Raw genomic sequence first — 17617 nt, 5'->3', positions numbered from 1 at the left:
GGATACCCGCGTCAACCGGAGGGGTGGGACCCGCGGCGAGAACGCCGCGGCGGCCCGGCACCGGTGGCCGGGCCGCCGTCAGGGCGTCACCGCAGCGGACGCGGAGGTCACTCCTCGATCGTCAGACCCTTGCGCAGTCGTACCAGCGTGCGGGACAGCAGCCGGGACACGTGCATCTGGGAGATGCCGAGTTCCTCGCCGATCTCCGACTGGGTCATGTTCGCCACGAACCGCAGGGAGAGGATCTTCCGGTCCCGTTGCGGCAGTTCGGCGATCAGCGGCTTGAGGGACTCCACGTACTCGATGCCCTCCAGCCCGTGGTCCTCGTACCCGATGCGGTCCGCGAGTGCGCCCTCGGTCTCGTCCTCCTCGGGCTGGGCGTCCAGCGAGGAGGCGGTGTAGGCGTTCGAGGCGGCCATGCCCTCCACGACCTCGTCGTTGGAGATGCCGAGTTTCTCGGCCAGCTCCTGGACGGTCGGGGCCCGGTCCAGCCGCTGGGCCAGCTCGTCCCCGGCCTTGGCCAGGTCCAGGCGCAGCTCCTGCAGTCTGCGCGGAACGCGCACGGACCACGAGGTGTCGCGGAAGAAACGCTTGATCTCGCCGATGATCGTCGGCATCGCGAAGGTGGGGAATTCCACCCCGCGGGTGAGTTCGAAGCGGTCGATCGCCTTGATCAGGCCGATGGTGCCGACCTGGATGATGTCCTCCATCGGCTCGCTGCGGGAGCGGAAGCGGGAGGCGGCGAACTTGACGAGCGCGAGGTTGAGCTCGACGAGGGTGTTGCGGACGTACGAGTACTCGTGCGTCCCTTCCTCCAGCGACTGAAGGCGCTCGAAGAGGGTCTTGGACAGGGCCCGCGCGTCGACCGGGCCGATCTCGTCGTACGGGGGGATCTCCGGGAGTCCCTCGAAGGGGTCGAGGGGGTCGATGGGATGATCCAGTTTTACCGGTGGGGGTGTCGACGTCGCGACCGGGGTATGCGATGCGTCGAGCCGGGGTGACATGGTGTCCTCCATCGTTCTCGGCATATGGCTGCCGATGCCATGCGTGCACTGCGGTGTGCGGCGCCTCCGAAGCCGGCGTGTAGGGGTAGGTGTACTTACTAGCCCTACCTGCTCGACCGAGGCGATCGCAAGTGCGTTCTGTTGTGATATGTCCGGTTCCGTGAGGTTCTTCGGGTGCCGGAGTGCGCATGGAGGGCGTAATGTTCGAGAGCAGTCAGCGTCCACGACCTCGGGAGAGAGACGGCATGGACCACGGGACGGTCGGCAGCGCACAGTCGGGCCGGCTTCTGGTGGAGGTGCGGGAAGAGGGCTCCAGCGCCGTTGTGACACCGGCGGGTGAGCTCGATCACCACACCGCCGATCTACTGCGTGAGCCCCTCGACGACCTCCTGGCCAAGGGCTTTTCGCGCCTCGTCGTGGACTGCACGCGCCTGGAGTTCTGTGACTCCACGGGGCTGAACGTCCTGCTCGGCGCCCGGCTGAAGGCGGAGGCCGCCGGTGGCGGGGTCCATCTGGCGGGGATGCAGCCGGTGGTCGCCCGTGTGTTCGAGATCACCGGGGCCGAGGCGGTCTTCACCGTGCACGACTCCGTGGAGGCGGCCCTGGCCGACGGCGCCGACTGAGTCCGCCGTCCCAGCCCTCCCGCACGCCGCCGGTCCCGGGCGTCCGCGCCCGGCACGCCGAAATCAGGGGTGTTGTGCCGGATCGGCCGGGCAGGAGAGGGCAGGAGAAGGCGGGGCACACCCTGACGAACGCCGGTCCCGGACCGCCCCGGCACCGGCGAAACGACTGGACGGGACGTACGTGCGACGGACGGGCGAGCGGGACACCCCGCGCGGACATCGGCCGGCCGGCCTGCGCACAGCGGGCGGACGACGTACGGACCGGCCGGCACGCAGCAGTGCCGGCCCTTTGAATCATGAACTGGTGAATCGGTGAGGTGAAGCGCTGATGAGCACCACCCGGCCTTACTCGCCGGGCGACCGCGGCCCGGAGCCCAGCGGCGCTTCCGGGGCGTCCGAGGAGGGTGCGCCGACGGCAGACGCGCCCACGGGGGCAGCCGCGCCGTCCGTGCCGCCCGGGACCGCCGGCGGTACTCGGAGTACCGGCGGGCCGCACGTCCGCAGAATCGGCCTCGCGGGCGAGAGCGGGGTCGTCCCGCTCGCCCGCGACTTCGCCCGCCAGGCGCTGTACACATGGGGCTGGCTGCCCGCCGCCGGCGCCGACCAGCGGGCCGCGGCCGAGGACGTGCTGCTCGTCGTCTCCGAACTGGTCACCAACGCCTGCCTGCACGCCGAGGGCCCCGAAGAGCTGCTCCTGGCCTGCGACAACAAGGTGATCCGGATCGAGGTCTCCGACCGCGGCACCGGCCAGCCCGCCCCTCGCACCCCCCACCGCGCCGGCCGCCCCGGCGGCCACGGCATGTTCATCGTGCAGCGGCTCTGCCTGGACTGGGGCGTCGTCCGCACCGCGGGCCGCCCGGGCAAGACGGTGTGGGCGGAGCTGGGCGCCCCCGCGTGAGTGCTCCGGAGTGAGGGCTCCGGTGAGCGTCCCGGCATGGTGAGCGTCCCGGCATGAGCGTTCCGCTTCGGCGGCGCCCGCGGAAATTCGCTTCCTTGTGGGTACGGCCCTTCCTACCCTGGGCGCAACGCGCTGACGGAGACGAGTAGCCCGGGACTCAGCGAGCCGAGAGAGCCGCCACCCGCTGTGAAGGCGGCCTCGCACCCCGGAGTGAATCCCCTCCCGAGTGCGGGGAGGAACGGACCGCCGCGCCACGACGGCCCCCATGCCCCGCCGGCCGGCCCCCGTCATCGGGCCCGAAGAGGCCGTCGTACGACGGCGAAGGCGTGGTGGCACCGCGAGCACCCTCTCGCCCGCGCCCCGAGGGAACCGACCCGGGGCGGACCGTGTCGCCCCGCCGACCAGTTGGGCAGCACCATGCTTGACGTCACCCTCATCCGACAGCACCCCCGGCACGTCCGCGAAGGCCTAGCCAAACGCGGCCTGGACGTGGACCTCGACGCCTTCCTCGCCCTCGACGAACGGCTGCGCGAGGCCCGTACGGCCCTGGAACGGCTGCGCGGCCAACGGCGCCGCGTCTCGGCGGACATCGCGGCCCGCCGCCGGGCCGGCACACCGGCGGACGAACTCCTCGACACGGCCGCGGAACTGGCCGACCGGGTAGCGCAGGCCACCGTCGCGCACGGCCGGCTGGACGCCGAACACCGCGCCTTCCTCGACGGCCTGCCGAACCTCCCCGACCCGGACGTGCCCGCGGGCGGCAAGGAACACAACGAGGTCGTCCGCACCGAGGGCACCCGCCCGGAGTTCGGTTTCCCGCCCCGCGACCACGTGCGGCTCACCGAGGAACTCGGACTGGTCGACCACCGGCGCGGCGCCGCGCTCGCCGGCAGCGGGAACTGGGTCTACCGGGGCGAGGGCGCCGCGCTGGAGTGGGCCCTGCTCAACCACTTCCTGGACAGCCACCGCCGGGCGGGCTACACCTTCGTGCTGCCGCCCCACCTGCTCACCTGGGAGGCCGGCTACACCGCGGGCCAGTTCCCGAAGTTCGCCGACGACGTCTTCGTCACGGACCGCGGGGCCGACGGCCGTCCCGAGCGCTTCCTGCTGCCCACCGCCGAGACCGCGCTGGCCGCCCTGCACCACGGCGAGACCCTCGACGAGCGCGAGCTGCCGCTCAAGTACGTCGCCTACACGCCCTGTTACCGCAAGGAGGCCGGCGCCTACCGCACCGCCGAGCGGGGCACCCTGCGCGGCCACCAGTTCAACAAGGTCGAGTTGTTCCAGCTCACCCGGCCCGCAGACTCGGACGCGGCCCAGCGGGAACTCCTCGGCCGGGCGGAGGAGCTGGTGGCCGGCCTCGGCCTGCACCACCGGGTCACCCGGCTCGCTGCCGGGGACACCAGCGCCGCGCAGGCCAGGACGTACGACGTCGAGGTGTGGCTGCCCAGTCTGGGCGCCTACGCCGAGGTCAGCTCGGTGTCGAACGCCCGCGACTACCAGGCCCGGCGCGGCGGCGTCCGGTACCGCCCGGCCGGGGGCGGCCGGGCGGCGTACGTCCACACCCTCAACGCCTCGGGCCTGGCCACCAGCCGTCTGGTGCCGGCCCTCCTGGAACAGCACCAGCGGGCCGACGGCACGGTCGCCGTGCCCGAGGTGCTGCGGCGCTGGGGCCTGCCGGAGGTGCTGCGCAGGCCGTAGGGCATCCCGGGCCCCCGGGCCCACCCTCCACTCCAGCCACGCGTCACACACGCCGGATCGCCACAACTCCGGCGTGTGATGCGTCTTCCCTCCTCGCGACGCCGGGCGTACCTTGACGGCCAAATCTGATACGCCGTCAGGAACTGCTCGTCCGAACGAATCCGGAACGAATGGGGTGGACCGACCGTGTCGTACCCGAAACGAACCGCCGCGCTCGCGTCCGCCGCGGCCCTGGCCGGCTCGGTGGTGCTGCTGTCCGCGCCGGCCGCCCATGCCGACGTGGTCGACGTGAACTACCGCTGTCAGACCCCGATCGGCGTCAAGAGCGCCGTCTCGCCCATCGACATGACGGGCGTCAGGAGCGGCAGCGGCTACAAGATCACCATGTCCTGGCAGAAGGGCGTCTCCTCCAGCCCCGTCGAGCTGGGCAAGGGCGCGATGACCCCGAGCGCGAGCATCGTGCTCGGCGGCGCCGACAGCGGCACGCTGCCGGTCAGCGGGCCCGCCAACGCGGCCGCGATCCCCGCCAACACCCCCATCAAGATCAGCGACTTGAGCGGCACCTACACGCCGAAGAAGACCGGCAAGGTCACCTTCACGCCGGGCACGCTGATCATCAAGGCGCTCGGTACGACGACGACCTGCACGCCGACCAACAGCCCGAAGCCGGGGCTCACGCTGGACGTGACCGCGGCCGGCGGCTCGTCGTCGGCCTCCTCCGGCGGTTCCTCGCCCTCCGGCGGACAGCTCCCGCAGACCGGCCCCGAGGACAACGCGATCGCCCTCGGCACCCTCGGCGGCACGGTGCTCCTCGCCGGTGCGGCGGGCACGCTCTGGCTGACCCGCCGCCAGGCCGCACGGCGCTGAGCCGGACCGACGACCGCTGGAACCCAGACCGACCGCCGAAGCCGAGCCACCGCCGCAACCCAGGCCAACCGCCGGAGCCGCCCATGCCGTCCGCCGCCCGCGCCCTGACCCGCCATCGGTGCTCGCCCCGGACCCACGCATCGCTTCCGGCTCGCGCCGTACTGCCTGCGGCCCTGTGCCTGTGCGCCGCATGGGGCGCTGTGGCGGGCGCCGCCCCCGGCGCCTTCGCCGCGTCCGCGCAGTGGTCCATCGCGCCCGCGGGCGGCGGCCGCCCGTCCTTCTACGCCGAGGGCCCACCGGGGACGGTCCTGCAGGACACGGTGTCCGTCACCAATCCCGGGCGGGCACCGGTCGTCGTACGGCTGTCCGGAACCGGACTGCGCACGGTCTTCGCGGAGAAGGCCGAGAACGGGATACGCGTCCCGGCCCGCACCCGCGCCGAGGTGCCCTTCACGGTGACCGTGCCGGCCGGGACCGCGCCCGGCGACCGCTCCGGTGCCGTCGTCGCGCGGGACACGCGGGGGCGTACGGCGACCGTGCCGGTCCGGCTGCGCGTCGGTGGCCCGGCGCTCGCCGCGCTGACCGTCGAGCACCTCGCCGTGCACGCCGACCGCATCACGTACGAGCTGGTCAACCGCGGTACGACCGTCCTGGTGCCGAGGCTCGCGGTGCGCGCGGACGGCGTTCTCGGCCGGGTCCTGGACCGTGCGCCGCGCACCCTCCCCGTCCACCTGCGCCCCGGCGCCCGCGTGCAGCTGACCGAGCCCTGGCCCGACCGGCCCGCGCTGGACGCGGTCGACGTACGGCTGACGGTCACGGCCCCGGGCGGAGCCCACGACACGGCCACCACGTCGGCCCGGTTCGTGCCGTGGCCGACGGTGGCGGGGACGAGCGGCGCGCTGCTCGCGGGGACGGTCGCGGTGCTCGCCGTGCGCAGGCGGCCGAGCCGTACCGCGGCCGGGGGGCCGATGACTGAGGGCCCACCGGGCGCTGCCGTCGCCGAGGCCCCCCACCCCCGAGGTGAGTTGACGGAAGGCGCAGTGAAGTGAGCGGGAAGGTGAGGGGACTGCGGGTGCCGGCCGTGGCGGCGGTGGTCGCGCTGCTTCTGCTGCCGTTCACCGGCCGTCCGGCGGGCGCGGTGGAGGCGGCGCGCGGGCCTGTCGTGACGTTGTCGGCGGCTCAGGCCGGTGCCGGTGGCTCGGTCACCGTCAGGGGCAGCGGCTGGCGGTCGCACACGTTGCTGATGCTGCTGGTGTGCGGACGGGCCACACCGGCCCGTGGTGTCGTCGGCGGCACCAACTCCTGTGCGAACGGCGACGGCCGCGCCGTGACCACGGACGCCCAGGGTGCCTTCAGCCGGAAACTCCCCGTCGCCGAACCGCCCGTGCCCTGCCCCTGTGTGGTGCACGTGGCCACCGTCACCGGTGCCAGGGCGGAGGCGGACGCCGTCCTGCAGGTCGCCGGGCATCCCGTCGCCCCGCTGCCCGCCGAACGGTCCGGGGGCCGGCTGGCGGTTCTCTCCGACACGCGGCTCACCGGGTCGAGCGGACTGCTCACCTGGTTCGGCGCCCCACCGGGCCGCACCCTCGTCTTCACCGTCGGCAACACCGGTTCCGGCGCGATCGAGGACCCGGTGTTCCAAGTCGGCTCCGCACACGGCGTCTTCGCCCCGCAGTGGGACGACCGGCAGTGGCACGGCACCCTGGCCCCGGGCAGGAAGGCCGAGGTCAGGCTGCCGGTCGAGCTGTCCGCCGGGGCCCACGGCGACTACACCGTCTCGCTGAAGTACGACGGCAGGGTGCTCGCCGAACAGCCGTGGGGTGTGGAGCGCCCCTGGGGCGTGACGCTGTTCTGGATCCTGCTCTGCCTGGTCGTCCCGGCCGCGCTGTTCCGCATCGGCATGGCCGTGGTGGACCGGCTGCGGCCACGCCGCCCGGGCGGTCCCCGCCGTACCGGCCCGTCGACCCTGCCCCGGCCGGCTCTGCGCCTGCCCCGGCTGCCGCGCTCGCGCACCGAAGAACCGCACCCCACGAACCCGACCCTGCCGTGGTTCGCCCCGGACGCCGTCCCGGGCGATGCGGCCGGCCGGCTCTCCGCACCGCACACCGACAGCCCGACGAGTCCCACGACTCCCACCACGAAAGGACCGACGTGAGCATCCGAAGGAGAGGTACGGCCGCGGGCGCCGCGCTGGCGCTGAGCGGTGCGGGCGTCCTGCTGGGCCTCGCCGCGAGCCCCGCGCAGGCGGCAGAGGTGTCGTACGCCACCCACTGCGTGCCGCCCGCGGGCATCAGCCCGATCGACGGCACCACGAAGGTCGAGATCACCGCGCCGGCCACGGCGAAGGTCGGCGACACGGTGGACGTCGTGTGGAAGTTCGTCCAGGCCGCGTCCAAGAACCCGGACATCATCGACCTGCCCGCCAACTCGGTCCAGCCGTCCGGGACTCTGAAGGCGGCCGGTGCCCAGGTCGCCGACATCGCGATGCAGGGGACGCGCACGAACCCCGCGATCCCCAAGGGCGGTGCCATGGTGCTGTCCGACATGAAGGGCAGCATCAAGCTGACGACGGCCGGCGAGGTGACGCTGACGCCGGACGCGTACACCGTCAACGCGATGTCGACCGACACCAAGTGCACGCCCAAGGAGACCGTGCAGAAGGCGGCGACCATCCAGGTGACGGGCGGGGACGGGGGCGGCACGTCCAGCAGCACGCCCACCCCGTCGACGACACCGACCCGGTCGAGCACCCCCACCCAGTCCGCCAGTCCGACGGCGACCTCGAGCGGCGGCAGCGGGCAGACCGACTTCACCGGCAAGGAGGTGCAGATCCCCTACGCCTGCAAGACCCCGATCGGCGACAAGAACGCGACCTCGCCGGTGCAGATCAACGCGAAGAAGAACAGCGGGAACTTCGACCTCACCGTGCAGTTCAAGAAGTCGGTGATGAACAGCCCCGCCGACATCCCGAAGGGGTCCGTGAAGCCGTCCATGGAGGTGGTGCTGGGCGGCGCCGACAAGGGCACGGTGCATGTGGAGGGGCCGACGAACGCCAAGGACATCAAGTCCGGCGACCCGATCGAGATCCCCGACCTCACCGGCACCTACAAGCCCGGCGCGAGCGGCACCTCGACGCTGTCCCCGGGCGTCCTCACGGTCAAGGCGCTCGGTACGACCACGACGTGCACCCCGACCAGGACCGAGGTCTCCCTCACCCTGGACACCAGCCGGCAGCCGGGCGGCTCGTCCGGAGGCACGTCGACGTCGGGAGGCACCTCCTCGACCGGCGGCAGCGGCGGCACCTCCGGCTCCGGCGGTCTCGCCCAGACCGGCGCGAGCGACCACGGCGCCCTGAAGGCCCTCGGCCTGGTGGCGGGCACGGCGATCCTGCTGGGCGGCGCGGTGTTCACATTCATGCCGAAACGAAGGACCCGCTGACCCTCCTGACAGGGCCGGCCCTCCTGACATGAAAGAGGGCCGCCGCACCCACCGGGGTGCAGCGGCCCTCTCTCGGCCGGTCCGGACGACTAGTGCACGTCGCCCATCAGCTTGTTGACCTTGCTGCGGTACATCCACACCGCCACACCGGCGAGGACGGCGAGCACGGCCTCCAGGGCGACGAAGCCCATCTTGTCGAGGTTGACGCCGCCGACGGCCGGGTTGGACACCAGCGCGGTGATCGAGTCGCCCGCGGTGACCGCGAGGAACCAGACACCCATCATCTGCGAGGCGTACTTCTTCGGCGCCATCTTCGTCGTCACCGACAGACCCACCGGCGACAGCGTCAGCTCACCGACGGTCTGCACGAAGTAGATCGCGACCAGCCACATCGCCGCGGCCTTGTGACCGCCCTCGGCGATCGACAGCGGGGCGAGGAAGAGGAAGAAGGACGCACCGATCAGCACCAGGCCGGAGGCGAACTTCACGATCGTGCTCGGCTCCTTGCCGCGCCGGTTCAGCCACAGCCACAGCCAGGCGAAGACCGGGGCCAGCGCCATGATCATGACCGGGTTGACCGACTGGTACCAGGAGACCGGGAACGTCCAGCCCGCGATCGAGTTCTTGGCCGAGCTGTCCGCGAAGAGCGACAGGGTCGAACCGCCCTGGTCGTAGATCATCCAGAAGGCGGCGGCGGCGACGAAGAACCAGATGTACGCCGACACCTTCGACTTCTCGCCTGCGTCCAGGTCCTTGTCCCGGCGGATGCGGGCGATGACCAGGATCGGCACGAGCAGACCGACGAGGGTGAGCGGGATCAGCGCCCAGTTCAGGGTGAAGTGGCCGGTGCCGCCGACGACGCCGTAGAAGACCGCGGCGATGGCGAGCCAGGTCAGGCCCTTGCGCAGGGTGGCGGACTTCTCCGCGGGGGACAGCGGGGTCGGGACCTCGCTGCTCTTCGGGTTCAGGTGGCGGCCGCCCAGCAGGTACTGGGCCAGACCGAGCGCCATGCCGAGCGCGGCGAGGGCGAAGCCCAGGTGCCAGTTGACGTTCTCACCGACGGTGCCGATGACCAGCGGCGCGGCGAAGGCGCCCAGGTTGATGCCGATGTAGAAGAGGGTGAAGCCACCGTCCCGGCGCGGGTCGTCCGGGCCCTTGTAGAGGTGGCCGACCATCGTGGAGATGTTGGCCTTGAGCAGACCCGAACCGATGGCGACGAGACCCAGGCCGACGAAGAAGCTCGCGGCCACGGGCAGCGCGAGGCACAGGTGGCCGAGCATGATGATCAGGCCTGCGACGGCGACCGTCTTGCGGGGGCCGAGGAAGCGGTCCGCGACCCAGCCGCCGGGCAGGGCGAGCAGGTACACGAGCGACACGTACACCGAGTAGATGGCGGTCGCCGTGCCCGCGCTCAGGTGCAGGCCGCCCGGGGCCACCAGGTACAGCGGGAGCAGAGCCCTCATGCCGTAGTAGGAGAATCGCTCCCACATCTCGGTCATGAAGAGAGTGGCCAGGCCGCGGGGGTGGCCGAAGAAGGTCTTCTCGGAACCGGGGGTGCCCGGGCGGACCGAGTCCTTCGTCAGGCTGGACGCCATGGTCGTTCCTTGCTGGTCGGGACGCGCGCTGGAGCGTTGCGCGCCCGGTGGGGGTGCGGCCGGCACCGGCAGGGCCGCCCGTCCGCCCCCAACGCCCGGGGGGAGTCCGCCTCCGGGTCTCGGAAGCGGTGGACGGCGACCACCGGGATCCACGCCCCGTCGCGCGTCGATGCGCTGCGGAGCCCGGCCAGAGGTCATTCCTTTCAAGGCAGACCAGGACGGATCTTGGTCGGCCCGCACACAAAAGAGACCTTCAGCGTCGTCTGCCCGCCGAAGGTCCCCTGGTGTACTACAGGCGTTAAGGTCACTGTAAGGCAGGACACTGCCGGATATGGAAGGACTTGAGACACGGATCACAGGTGTCGGAGGAACCGCAGGACCGGAATCGAAGGCCTCTCCTACGATCGCATCCCCAGAGCGATGGTCCGTACCAGTGACACTCCGGCGGCGTACGAAGGTAAGAGTTCCTGGAACCGATCACACCCCAGCACCGCACGCGGGCGGTCTACCATCACTGCATGACCCGTGTACTGCTCGCCGAGGACGACGCGTCCATCTCGGAGCCGCTGGCCCGCGCCCTGCGCCGGGAAGGTTACGAGGTCGAGGTGCGCGAGGACGGACCCACCGCGCTCGACGCCGGAATGCAGGGCGGCGTCGATCTGGTCGTACTGGACCTGGGCCTGCCGGGCATGGACGGCCTGGAGGTCGCCCGCCGGCTGCGGGCCGACGGCCACACCGTGCCGATCCTCATCCTGACCGCGCGGGCCGACGAGGTGGACACCGTCGTCGGCCTGGACGCGGGCGCCGACGACTACGTCACCAAGCCCTTCCGGCTCGCCGAACTGCTCGCCCGGGTACGGGCCCTGCTCCGGCGCGGTGCCGCCGAGCCGCAGCAGCCGCCGGCCACGCACGGGGTGCGGATCGACGTCGAGTCGCACCGGGCGTGGATGGGCGACGAGGAACTCCAGCTCACCGCCAAGGAGTTCGACCTGCTGCGCGTGCTCGTGCGGGACGCCGGCCGGGTCGTCACCCGCGACCAGTTGATGCGCGAGGTCTGGGACACCACGTGGTGGTCCTCCACCAAGACCCTCGACATGCACATCTCCTGGCTGCGCAAGAAGCTCGGCGACGACGCGGCGAACCCCCGCTACATCGCCACGGTGCGTGGAGTGGGCTTCCGCTTCGAGAAGAGCTGAGCCCCTCCCCGGGGGCCCTTCCCAGGGCCAGTGATCACCTCAGGTAACGGAACATGCGCCGACGTCTCATCCAGTCCACCCTCGCCGTCGTCCTCGTGGTGATCGCCGTCTTCGGCATCTCCCTGGTGATCGTCGAGACCCGGACGATCAGCAACAGCGCCCAGGAGCGGGTGGACTCCGAGGCGGTGCGGCTGGCCAGCATCGTGGACAGCCGGATCCTCGCCGCGGAGAACGTCAACGCGGGCGTGCTGCGCAATCCGGTCGCCAAGGACCAGTACGCGGTCATCCGCATGCCCGGCCACCAGCCGATAGAGATCGGCACCAAGCCGCAGGGCGATGTCATCCACGCCAGCCAGCAGGGCGAGGAGGGCGAGACCGTCACCGTGCAGGAGCCGCGCTCCGCGGTCACCCGCGAGGTCGGCCGGACCCTGCTGATCATCGGCCTCGTGGCGCTGCTCGCGGTGGTCGCGGCCGTGCTGCTCGCCGTACGCCAGGCCAACCGGCTCGCCTCCCCGCTCACCGACCTCGCGGAGACCGCCGAGCGCCTCGGCTCCGGCGACCCGCGCCCGCGGCACAAGCGGTACGGCGTCCCCGAGCTGGACCGGGTCGCCGATGTGCTGGACTCCTCCGCCGAGCGGATCGGGCGCATGCTGACCGCCGAGCGGCGTCTGGCCGCCGACGCCTCCCACCAGCTGCGCACCCCGCTGACCGCGCTGTCCATGCGGCTGGAGGAGATCACCCTCACGGACGACCCGGACATCGTGAAGGAGGAGGCGAACGTCGCGCTCACCCAGGTCGAGCGGCTCACCGACGTGGTCGAGCGGCTGCTGACGAACTCCCGCGACCCGCGCACCGGCTCCGCCGTCACCTTCGACCTGGACGAGGTCATCCAGCAGCAGCTCGCCGAGTGGCGGCCCGCCTACCGCAGCGCCGGCCGCGCCATCGTCAGCTCCGGCAAGCGGCATCTGCAGGCCGTCGGCACGCCCGGGGCGGTCGCCCAGGTGCTGGCGGCGCTGATCGAGAACTCCCTCATGCACGGTGGCGGCACCGTCGCGCTGCGCACCCGGGTCACGGGCAACCAGGCCGTGGTCGAGGTCACCGACGAGGGCCCCGGCGTCCCCGCCGACCTCGGCGCGCGGATCTTCGAGCGGACGATCAGCGGGCGGAACTCCACCGGGATCGGCCTGGCCGTCGCCCGCGACCTCGCGGAGGCCGACGGCGGCCGCCTGGAGCTGCTCCAGGCCCAGCCGCCGGTGTTCGGCCTGTTCCTCTCGCGTACGCCGCCGGCCCGCAAGACGGAGGAGGAGCGGCCGACGGTGCGCTGATCCGGGTTACGGAACGCGCTGGGACTTCGGCTCGGGCTCGGAGTGGGGCCTCTTCGACTCGGCCACCAGGATCGACTCCGCCTCCTGCGTCGGCTGCACGCGGAACACCCAGGTGCGGTACGACCAGAAGCGGAACAGGGTCGCGACGCCGATGCCGACGAACTTGAAGACGTTGCTCTGCAGCGGACTGTCCCAGCCGAAGCCGTAGGTCGCCGCGTACAGCACGCCGTTCTCGATCACCAGGCCGATCGCGCTGAACAGGAGGAAGAGCGTGAGCTCCTTGGTGCGGCCGTTCTTGTCGCGGTCCCGGTACGTCCAGTAACGGAACCCGACGTAGTTGAACGCGATGGCGACCACCGTCGCGATGATGCTGGCCCGCACCACCGGCAGATCGGAGACGTGGCGGACCAGGTTGAACACGCCGAGGTTGACGAAGATGCCCGCAACGCCGACGGTGCCGAACTTGGCCACCTCGCGTACGAGCCGTTGCAGCCCCGAGGAACGAGGTTCCATGGCTGTGCAGCTCCCGTCGGTAGGTTTCGTCAGCCCAGCCATGCTATCCGGGTGAATCCTCCGTCGCCTGTGCACAAGCCCAAGACCAGGAAACAGATCGGAAAGAGGGTGGAAAGCGACCGGTAAGAGTTCGTGTGAGGGACGCGATCGGGCCGCCCCGGCGTGGCCGATACGCTAGGGGTGTGACGTTCCCGGTAGTCGGCATGGTCGGCGGGGGGCAGCTCGCGCGTATGACGCACGAGGCGGGCATCCCGTTGGGCATCAGGTTCAAGCTTCTCAGTGACACCCCTCAGGACTCGGCGGCGCAGGTCGTGAGCGATGTCGTCATCGGCGACTATCGCGATCTCGACACGCTGCGTGAGTTCGCGCGCGGTTGCGATGTGATCACCTTCGATCACGAACATGTACCCACCGAGCACCTCAGGGCCCTCGAGGCGGACGGCATCCCCGTGCGTCCGGGTCCCGACGCGCTGGTGCACGCCCAGGACAAGGGCGTGATGCGCGCGAAACTCGACTTGATCGGCATCCCGTGCCCGCGGCACCGGATCGTCGCCGACCCGGAGGACGTGGTCCGCTTCGCGGCCGAGGGGGACGGCTTCCCGGTCGTGCTGAAGACCGTGCGCGGCGGCTACGACGGCAAGGGCGTGTGGGTCGTGGAGACCGCCGAGGAGGCCTCCGACCCGTTCCGGGCCGGCGTCCCGGTCCTCGCCGAGGAGAAGGTCGACTACGTCCGCGAGCTCGCCGCCAACGTCGTACGCTCCCCGCACGGCCAGGCCGTCGCCTACCCGGTGGTGGAGTCCCGGCAGGTGAACGGCGTCTGCGACACGGTCATAGCCCCCGCGCCCGGCCTGGACGAGTCCCTCGCCCTCCAGGCCGAGCGGATGGCCCTGACCATCGCCAAGGAACTCGGCGTCGTCGGGCACCTCGCGGTCGAGCTGTTCCAGACCCGCGACGGCCGCATCCTCGTCAACGAGCTGGCCATGCGCCCGCACAACTCCGGCCACTGGACCCAGGACGGCGCGATCACCTCGCAGTTCGCCAACCACGTCCGCGCGGTCCTCGACCTCCCGCTCGGCGACCCGCGCCCGCGCGCCGCGTGGACCGTGATGGTCAACGTCCTGGGCGGCGACTACCCGGACATGTACTCCGCGTACTTGCACTGCATGGCCCGCGACCCCAAGCTCAAGATCCACATGTACGGCAAGGACGTGAAGCCCGGCCGTAAGGTCGGACACGTCAACACCTACGGCGACGACCTGGACGACGTGCTGGAGCGCGCCCGTCACGCAGCCGGCTATCTGAGAGGCACCATCACCGAATGAGCATCGCTGCCGGCCCCGTCGTGGGCATCGTCATGGGGTCGGACTCCGACTGGCCCGTCATGGAGGCCGCCGCCAAGGCCCTGGACGAGTTCGAGATCGGTTACGAGGTCGACGTCGTCTCCGCGCACCGCATGCCCCGCGAAATGATCACCTACGGCGAGCAGGCCGCCGACCGCGGGCTGAAGGTGATCATCGCCGGTGCGGGCGGCGCCGCCCACCTGCCCGGCATGCTCGCCTCCGTCACCCCGCTGCCGGTCATCGGCGTGCCGGTGCCGCTGAAGTACCTGGACGGCATGGACTCGCTGCTGTCCATCGTGCAGATGCCGGCCGGTGTCCCGGTCGCCACGGTCTCCGTCGCCGGTGCCCGCAACGCCGGTCTCCTCGCGGCCCGCATCCTCGCCGCGCACGACGAGGACCTGCTGCACAAGATGCGCGACTTCCAGCACGACCTCAACGACCAGGCCGCCGAGAAGGGCAAGCGGCTTCGTGCCAAGGTCGAGGGGTCGAGCGGCTTCGGCTTCGGGAAGTAACAGGCAATGACCTCACTGGACGAAGCACGGTCCCTGCTGCGCGAGTTCCCGGTCGTCGACGGCCACAACGACCTGCCGTGGGCGCTGCGCGAGCAGGTCCGCTACGACCTCGCCGCCCGCGACATCGCCGTACGGCAGGACGCCCATCTGCACACCGACATCCCGCGCCTGCGCGCGGGCGGGGTCGGGGCGCAGTACTGGTCGGTGTTCGTGCGCTCGGACCTGCCCGGGGCGGTGCCGGCGACCCTGGAACAGATCGACTGCGTACGGCAGCTCATCGCCCGGCACCCCGCCGATCTGCGGGCCGCGCTGACCGCCGCCGACATGGAGGCGGCGCGCGCGGAGGGACGTATCGCCTCCCTCATGGGCGCGGAGGGCGGGCACTCGATCGACAACTCCCTCGGCACCCTGCGCGGCCTGTTCGAGCTGGGCGTGCGCTACATGACGCTCACCCACAACGACAACAACGACTGGGCGGACTCGGCGACCGACGAGCCGAAGGTCGGCGGCCTCTCGGCCTTCGGCCGCGAGGTGGTCCGCGAGATGAACCGCCTCGGCATGCTGGTCGACCTCTCCCACGTGGCCGCCACGACCATGCGGGCCGCGCTGGACACCACGTCCGCGCCGGTGATCTTCTCGCACTCCTCCGCGCGGGCCGTGTGCGACCATCCGCGCAACATCCCCGACGACGTGCTGGAGCGGCTGCCCGCCAACGGCGGTGTGGCGATGGTGACCTTCGTGCCGAAGTTCGTTTTCCAGGCGGCCGTCGACTGGACGGCGGCGGCCGACGAGAACATGCGCGCCCACGGCCTGCACCACCTCGACACCAGCCCCGAGGCGATGAAGATCCACGCGGCCTTCGAGGAGCGCACCCCGCGCCCGGTCGCCACGGTGTCCACGGTCGCGGACCACCTGGACCACATGCGCGAGGTCGCCGGCATCGACCACCTGGGCATCGGCGGCGACTACGACGGCACCGCCTTCACCCCGGACGGCCTCAGCGACGTCTCCGGCTACCCGAACCTGCTCGCCGAGCTGCTGCACCGCGGCTGGTCCAGGACCGACCTGGCCAAGCTGACCTGGCAGAACGCGGTGCGGGTGCTGGGCGCGGCGGAGGACGTGGCCCGTGACCTTCAGGCCACCCGTGCCCCGTCCAATGCCACCATCGAGTCGCTGGACGGCGGCCCCGCCTGATCCGTCGGGGCGGGGTGGCCGTTGCAGCCGGCGGCTCCGCCCACGTACGTGAAGTACCGGTCCCGGACCATCCGGGAGCCGTACGCGGCCGGGCTGCGAGAGGATCCGCCGGCTCCTGCCCGTCGTGCCCGACCGACCCCCGTCCGGGAGACCCCGGACGGGGTGGTCCGCACCGCGCGGGACGCCTGACCGTTCGTACCCCCGAACGCCCCACTCACCAGGAAGCCGTCCTTCCCCCCGTGCGACCGTGGCGATACGACCCAGCACGACGCAGCTCACGACCGGCGTAAGCAACGACGACGTACGGAGCCCCGCCATGGCCGACCTCCAGGACGACATCCCGGACACGACCGAGGTCGGCGAGGACGACGCCCTGCCGGAGGACCCCTTCCCTTCGCAGCCCGCGTCCCTGCGGCGTGCCCACACCCTGCTCGCCGCCCACCCCGTCGCCGACGGCTACAGCGGACTGCCGTGGGCCCTGCGCCATCTGCCCTGGTACGACCTGGAGCTGGGCGAGGCGGCCATCGACACCGACATACCCCGGATGCGTGCCGGCCACGTGGGCGCGCTGTTCTGGTCGCTGCACCTGCCCGAGGGCCCCGGCGGTGACCGTGCGACGACCGCGACCCTGGAACAGCTGGACCAGGCGAACTCGGTGATCGAGGCCCATCCGGAGGGCCTGCGCCGGGTGCGCACCGCCGGGCAGATCATCGACGCCCGGAACTGCGGCCGGGTCGCCGTGGTGCTGGGCCCCGCGCACGCCACCGCGCTCGACGACTCCCTCGGCATCCTGCGCGTCCTGCACGCCCTCGGCCTGCGCGTGCTCACGCTCGCGGGCACGGCCTGGGCGGGGGAGCGGGGGCTGACCCGGTTCGGCGAGGAGGTGGTGCGCGAGATGAACCGGCTCGGTGTGCTCGCCGATGTCTCCGGCGCCTCCCGGGCCACCACCGAACGTGCCCTCGCGCTGTCCAAGACCCCGGTACTGTGCACCCGCTCCGCCGCCCGCGCCCTGCGCCCGCACCCGGCCAACCTGCCCGACGAACTGCTCACCTCGCTGGGTGCGGCGAGGGGCCTGTGCATGGTGCCGCTGACCGCCGAGCAGACCGGGCCGACGGTCCATGACGTCGCCGACCACCTCGACCGCGTCCGCGACGTGGCCGGCCCGGACTGCGTGGGCCTGTCCGGCACCTACGACTCCGGCGCCGCCCACCCCCGCGACCTCGCCGACGCCTCCCGCTACCCCCACCTGATCGCCGAACTGCTCAGGCGCGGTTGGTCCGACACCGAGCTGGCCCTGCTGACCTGGGGCAACGTCCAACGGGTGCTGCGCAGCGCGGACTTCACGGCCCGCGCCGCGCAGCACCGCCGGGAGGCGTCGAACGCGAAGATCGGGGAACTGGACGCGCCCTAG

Annotated in this window: 16 protein-coding genes; 13 read left to right on the top strand and 3 right to left on the bottom strand. The window is 71.8% G+C overall.

Annotated features, from left to right (window positions below; translation table 11 throughout):
* Positions 1-107: 107 nt before the first annotated feature.
* On the bottom strand, positions 108-1004 hold the full coding sequence (locus tag LMU33_RS33645) for an RNA polymerase sigma factor SigF (RefSeq protein WP_228624574.1): 897 nt from the start codon (positions 1002-1004) through the stop codon (positions 108-110).
* 245 nt (positions 1005-1249) lie between these two features.
* Here LMU33_RS33645 and LMU33_RS33640 point away from each other — a divergent pair, with 245 nt between their 5' ends.
* From LMU33_RS33640 to LMU33_RS33610, 7 genes are all read left to right on the top strand, one after another.
* On the top strand, positions 1250-1627 hold the full coding sequence (locus tag LMU33_RS33640; protein ID WP_225822271.1) for an STAS domain-containing protein: 378 nt from the start codon (positions 1250-1252) through the stop codon (positions 1625-1627).
* 328 nt (positions 1628-1955) lie between these two features.
* Positions 1956-2525: an ATP-binding protein gene (locus LMU33_RS33635; protein ID WP_228624573.1), complete on the top strand. Its 570-nt coding sequence runs from the start codon at positions 1956-1958 to the stop codon at positions 2523-2525.
* Positions 2526-2942: 417 nt separating this feature from the next.
* Positions 2943-4226, top strand: a complete 1284-nt coding sequence (gene serS, locus LMU33_RS33630; RefSeq protein WP_228624572.1) for a serine--tRNA ligase — start codon at positions 2943-2945, stop codon at positions 4224-4226.
* Between the two features lie 186 nt (positions 4227-4412).
* The gene (locus LMU33_RS33625; protein WP_228624571.1) at positions 4413-5093 is read left to right on the top strand and encodes an LPXTG cell wall anchor domain-containing protein; all 681 of its coding nucleotides are present in this window, start codon (positions 4413-4415) and stop codon (positions 5091-5093) included.
* An 83-nt stretch (positions 5094-5176) separates the two neighbouring features.
* Complete coding sequence (locus LMU33_RS33620) at positions 5177-6142, top strand: COG1470 family protein (RefSeq protein WP_228624570.1); 966 nt, start codon at positions 5177-5179, stop codon at positions 6140-6142.
* Positions 6139-7248: a hypothetical protein gene (locus tag LMU33_RS33615; protein ID WP_228624569.1), complete on the top strand. Its 1110-nt coding sequence runs from the start codon at positions 6139-6141 to the stop codon at positions 7246-7248. Before LMU33_RS33620 ends, LMU33_RS33615 begins: the two co-directional genes overlap by 4 nt.
* On the top strand, positions 7245-8531 hold the full coding sequence (locus tag LMU33_RS33610; protein ID WP_372478101.1) for a hypothetical protein: 1287 nt from the start codon (positions 7245-7247) through the stop codon (positions 8529-8531). Before LMU33_RS33615 ends, LMU33_RS33610 begins: the two co-directional genes overlap by 4 nt.
* Before the next feature lie 89 nt (positions 8532-8620).
* Here the strand turns inward: LMU33_RS33610 and LMU33_RS33605 are convergent, their stop codons facing one another.
* Positions 8621-10126, bottom strand: a complete 1506-nt coding sequence (locus tag LMU33_RS33605) for a peptide MFS transporter (protein WP_228624568.1) — start codon at positions 10124-10126, stop codon at positions 8621-8623.
* 518 nt (positions 10127-10644) lie between these two features.
* Here LMU33_RS33605 and LMU33_RS33600 point away from each other — a divergent pair.
* The gene (locus LMU33_RS33600; RefSeq protein ID WP_020940464.1) at positions 10645-11322 is read left to right on the top strand and encodes a response regulator transcription factor; all 678 of its coding nucleotides are present in this window, start codon (positions 10645-10647) and stop codon (positions 11320-11322) included.
* Between the two features lie 53 nt (positions 11323-11375).
* Entirely contained in the window at positions 11376-12647 is a 1272-nt protein-coding gene (locus LMU33_RS33595; RefSeq protein WP_228624567.1) for a sensor histidine kinase, read from the top strand.
* 6 nt (positions 12648-12653) lie between these two features.
* Here the strand turns inward: LMU33_RS33595 and LMU33_RS33590 are convergent, their stop codons facing one another.
* Positions 12654-13160 (bottom strand): GtrA family protein, encoded by a 507-nt coding sequence (locus LMU33_RS33590; RefSeq protein ID WP_228624566.1) that lies wholly within the window; start codon positions 13158-13160, stop codon positions 12654-12656.
* A 182-nt stretch (positions 13161-13342) separates the two neighbouring features.
* Between LMU33_RS33590 and LMU33_RS33585 the strand changes: the two genes are divergently transcribed.
* From LMU33_RS33585 to LMU33_RS33570, 4 genes are all read left to right on the top strand, one after another.
* Positions 13343-14482 (top strand): 5-(carboxyamino)imidazole ribonucleotide synthase, encoded by a 1140-nt coding sequence (locus LMU33_RS33585; RefSeq protein ID WP_228624565.1) that lies wholly within the window; start codon positions 13343-13345, stop codon positions 14480-14482.
* The gene (gene purE, locus LMU33_RS33580; RefSeq protein WP_228624564.1) at positions 14479-15012 is read left to right on the top strand and encodes a 5-(carboxyamino)imidazole ribonucleotide mutase; all 534 of its coding nucleotides are present in this window, start codon (positions 14479-14481) and stop codon (positions 15010-15012) included. The genes LMU33_RS33585 and purE overlap by 4 nt, the downstream gene beginning before the upstream one ends.
* A 6-nt stretch (positions 15013-15018) precedes the next feature.
* A complete protein-coding gene (locus LMU33_RS33575) occupies positions 15019-16206 on the top strand; it encodes a dipeptidase (protein ID WP_228624563.1) in 1188 nt (395 codons plus the stop codon).
* Positions 16207-16522: 316 nt separating this feature from the next.
* Entirely contained in the window at positions 16523-17617 is a 1095-nt protein-coding gene (locus tag LMU33_RS33570) for a dipeptidase (RefSeq protein WP_228624562.1), read from the top strand.

The sequence above is a fragment of the Streptomyces barringtoniae genome (assembly GCF_020819595.1).
Classification (GTDB): Bacteria; Actinomycetota; Actinomycetes; order Streptomycetales; family Streptomycetaceae; genus Streptomyces; species Streptomyces barringtoniae.
Note: the sequence above shows the minus strand (reverse complement) of the source record. Positions and strands in the feature narration are given on the sequence as shown.